A 4,359-nucleotide genomic window follows, 5' to 3' on the forward strand; every position below is an offset into this window, starting at 1 on the left:
CCGCATGAATCGGATTATTTTGGTATTATTCAGACGCTCATATTTAGTCTGTAATTGTTTCCATCGATGTGTTAGCTGCCTATTTTTGTTGGCGCAAAACAGCGAGTTCTTTTTGTTGCGCGATGTTGCGTTCTTTTAGTGCCAGTAGTACCGGTTTCTCGGTTTCCAATAAGGTATAGATGCGTTGGTTTAAGTCATGGTTCACGATTTTTTCGGCATTCCAAGCATCTGAAATGTACTTCACCATCGCTTTACTATCAGTAATTTGGCGTTTTAACTGTTGTAGTTCTTTTTGGTGCTTCGCTACTTGTTCATTCCAATTTTTAGTAGCGAGTTGTTTTTGTTTTTCCAGTTGACGCTGGTGCTTCGCTTCCGTGTTGATTTGTTGTTTGGCAAATTCATTGGCAACGTCATCAATATGCCCTTTGTATGTGTCGAGCCATGCAAGCACCTTTTTCTCTACATCTGCGCTGTTTTCTTTGGTCTCGTTTGGCTTTTCTTGAAAAGTATACACAGAATGTCCTGGGAAGCGATCGGCTAGATGATAATTTCCCGTAGCAAGTAAATCATCATAATCCTTGTTCTCAGTCTCTAACCAAAGTACGGTATGGTTTGCTAGATGTGGCAGCAGTTGCGTTACTATATCGTGATGCAGGATGCGTTTGGAAAAGTGAATCAAATGTACAGAAGATAACCATGTTTTCCATGTCTCTAAATCATTCTCCACAATTTCTACTTGCTGGATGTGATTACACAACATGTTATCTTGGACTTCTTTTTGACGCTCCTTGATTGGCACATATATTTTTTTGACCTCTGCGTATTTCCCAAAATAAATAGCATGACTGGAGAGCTGCTCATCTAATTCCAAAAGGACGGCTTGCTTAGGCAGTGTCTCAACGAGCCGTTCCAAAGCATCGAATTGATAGTAATTTTTGGTGAGTTTCATAACGCTTGTTGCTTGATCACGGTTATTTTTTAATTTCGTCTTGTCATGTAACACAAGAAAGGGTTTTTTTTTTAGTCATATCCATCCCCTAATTCTTCATAGATTTCTAAAAAGAGCTTTTTTTCATGGTTCCAGTTATATTTTTCACGGGCTTGTATGCAATGGTGACTTAGCTCATCTCTGAGCGCAGGATTGCCAAGCAACCGATTCACAGCCTGTGCAATAGCAACTGGGCTATGTGAATCGACAGTAAGGCCTATCTTTTCTTCTTGAATGACCTTTTTTATTTCTGGAAAATCAGCACCTATCACAGGTACTTGACACATGATATATTCGAACAGCTTGTTGGAAGAGGCTGAGTAGTGATTGAAACACACATTGTTTAATAGTTGAAACCCCAGATACGCGTTCTGTGTATAATAGAGCAACTCCGTTACAGGTACTTTCGGTAAAAATCGGATGCGTTTATCTAGATACATGGCTTTCGCTTGCTGTTGTAAGTCTTCTTTTATCCGGCCATCGCCAAGGATGACAACAACGCCTCTTTGGAAGAAAGGAATTGCTTGTATTAATTTATCAAGCCCACGCCCCATTTGAACACCGCCTTGATAGAGTAAGATTGGTTCTTCCTTTGGGATGTCTAATAAGTCATGTAAATCGATTTGGTTACATGGGTCTGGTTGGAAAACATCGGCATAGTTATGGACCACCTTTGGATAAAAATGGTATTTTTTTTCAATGTAGCTAGCGCGTGTATGATTTTCATGGATACAGACATCGGTAAAACGGAGCAGCCATTTTTCGCTGATACCGTAGATACGACTATCATATCCTGTTCGACTGGTCTGCACCTCGTGCGAGTCATAAATTAATGGTTTTCTTCGGAATATCTTGGCGCACAACACTGCTTGTGGTAATGTATTTAAATCATTGGCATGATAAATATCATACTTTTGTGCCATACCTTGGCGAACCATCCTACTAAAAATCGAGCACCTTCGGAGTAGTGTTCGTGTTTTGCGCCATGCAAGGGAGCCAACAACTAGGGCGAACAGCAGAAGTAGCATTGGGTGGAAGAAAAGGAGTATGGTGGCTACTGCACTCATGAAAACTGCTGCTAGTTTTCTTTTTTTGAACCATTGGGCTATTTTTGTTAGTAGCATGGCAGTTCGCTGTTTACTCGAAAAATGTGAAGATCGGGCAACGGAGATTCTTGTTTCGCTAGGTTTGCTTGCTTGGGATCGTGTAGCGCAATAATATCAACCTGATAGCCTGCCTCTTGTAATGCAGTACACTCGCGCCATACACGGGCGTCATTCGTTAAATTATTCCATACAAAAACTGCTACTTTTTTGGCATCATCAATCCCTCCTTTGCATTTTGCTTATGATATGTTCTATTCGTTGGAAATTGTCTTGCCAACTATAGTTTTTCTTAGCATAGGCTAATCCGTTGTTTCGAAGCTTCTTTCGAAGCACTGGACTTTCCAGTAGTTCACTTAATTTTTGATACATCTTATCAGCTTCTTTGTGCTGGAAGGAAAATCCTGTTTCGGATTTTTCAATCACTTGCTTGGCGTATCCGGACACCATACCGATAATGGGTAGTCCACAGCCCATATAATCGATTATTTTGCCAGGAATGACTGTTTCAAAGACAGGATGTGGGACAAGGCTCACAAAGGCGATATCGGAATGGATAAGCTTTTGTAATATGTTCTCTCGTGTGTCTGGCGGATAGATGTGAATATTGCGGAGATGTTTTGCTCGTACCGTATTAGTGATTGTTTGATAATGTGCACCATAGCCAATCATTTCGAAACGGACAGTATCCGTTGTTTTAAAATGGTCCGCCATGTTGATAAAACTCTCTAGTTCTTGGGCCAGACCAAAATTACCGGTATAAATCACTGTAAGTGGCTCCTGCTTCATCTTCATTGGTCTGTCTCTGCGTCCTTGCGCCATTTCTTGATTCGTTAGACCATTGGGAACAAAGCTGATTTTTTGCGTATCAATGCCTTTTTCGACGATGTAGGTTTGGAAGCTTTCGCTGTTGATAATGATGTGGTCAGCGTGTTGATAAATTTTATGCTCAATCCAGTACGCAACGAACAAGAAAAAGGAGCTATTGAATTTACCGACACCTTGTAAGGAAGCTGGCCAAAGATCACGCACATCGACCATTAAAGTGGCGTTTAGTTTTTTCTTGGCAAAGAGTCCTACTATAGCAATGGAAATGGGCGGACTAGATACATAGACAATGTCAAAGGATTCTTTTTCACGGACAATGCACCATAGGAATCGGCACATGGTTTCCAAGTAGAGCAAGAAACGCAGTATCATATTGGATTCATATTTAGCGGTTTTTGGCTGGATTCTGGATATTTTTTCGCCATCCATTGTTTCACCCCAAAATTTAGGTTGTTCATAGATGGACCGATTAGGATATTGCGGCTCGGTGGTTAATAGCTTGGCATCATATTTCTTACTGAAATAGCTAAATAATTGCTTCATACGATTCGAAGCGCTACCTATTTCAGGATAGAAATTTTGTGATATTAATAATAATTTTTTCATAGATCATCCACATCCCTGATTCTTCACATAGCAACCTTAATCTCCTTGTATTAGGAAACCTTGATACCCACCTGTTCTGCATCATAAATTGATGCGATATTTCCTAAATTATAGTAACTATCTATCGTTTATTTTTTTCTTCTATAATTATTTTTCGTGTCTAACACAATCATCTGCCTCATGTTTGCTAAGTCAAAACCTGTTACACTGCGAAATTCCGTGTGGTCAGTTAAAATCAATATCATATCGGCATCTACGGTCGCTTTTTCCATGGAAGGCTCCACAAAATCCGCTTGAACGTGTGGGTCATAGGCTACTACATTGAATGTGCCTGCCTTTTTTAGCTTATCATAGATTTCAAGAGCTGGACTTTCACGAATGTCATCAATGTCGCCTTTATAGGTGAGTCCGAAGACAGCAATTTTCTTACCTCGCTGTTGTTTCATAAGAGCTACGGTGTTTGCCACAATGAAATCGGGCATGCTAGCATTGATATGACGTGCGTCTTGAATCAAGCGTGATTGTTCTGGTGCTGCCGCTGCTATAAAATAAGGATCTACAGCAAGACAGTGACCACCAACGCCTGGACCAGGCTGATGTAAGTTTACTCGTGGGTGTTTATTAGCCATTTCGATAACATCTAACGCATTGATATTGAGCTCCGCAGAAATATGCACCAATTCGTTCGCTAAGGCAATATTCACATCGCGGTACGTGTTTTCCATCAATTTTGACATTTCAGCTGTTGATGCTGTCGCTTCAATCAATTCGCCCTGCACGAAGGTACTATAGATTTTCTTTCCAGCTTCAGTACATGCCGGTGTGACACCACCA

The 4,359-nt window shown here is 40.6% G+C and carries 3 protein-coding genes and 1 pseudogene; all 4 read right to left on the reverse strand.

The features are described 5' to 3' along the window. Window positions 1–79: 79 nt before the first annotated feature. Window positions 80–1,003: a hypothetical protein gene (locus tag PRIP_RS15700; protein WP_036102552.1), complete on the reverse strand. Its 924-nt coding sequence runs from the start codon at window positions 1,001–1,003 to the stop codon at window positions 80–82. A 17-nt stretch (window positions 1,004–1,020) separates the two neighbouring features. Continuing rightward, window positions 1,021–2,315, reverse strand: a pseudogene (locus PRIP_RS15705) (glycosyltransferase). Then, a complete protein-coding gene (locus PRIP_RS15710; protein ID WP_036102555.1) occupies window positions 2,311–3,525 on the reverse strand; it encodes a glycosyltransferase family 4 protein in 1,215 nt (404 codons plus the stop codon). Before PRIP_RS15710 ends, PRIP_RS15705 begins: the two are co-directional and overlap by 5 nt. A gap of 128 nt (window positions 3,526–3,653) precedes the next feature. Beyond that, window positions 3,654–4,359: nucleotide sugar dehydrogenase (locus PRIP_RS15715; protein WP_149023862.1), on the reverse strand; the 706-nt coding region annotated here is incomplete at its 5' end.

The sequence above is a fragment of the Paenilisteria riparia FSL S10-1204 genome (assembly GCF_000525995.1).
Taxonomy (GTDB): Bacteria; Bacillota; Bacilli; order Lactobacillales; family Listeriaceae; genus Listeria_A; species Listeria_A riparia.

Excerpts from the sequence above, each read along its gene's own strand:
- PRIP_RS15710 (WP_036102555.1), bottom strand. The coding sequence starts at position 3,525 with ATGAAAAAATTATTATTAATATCACAAAATTTCTATCCTGAAATAGGT.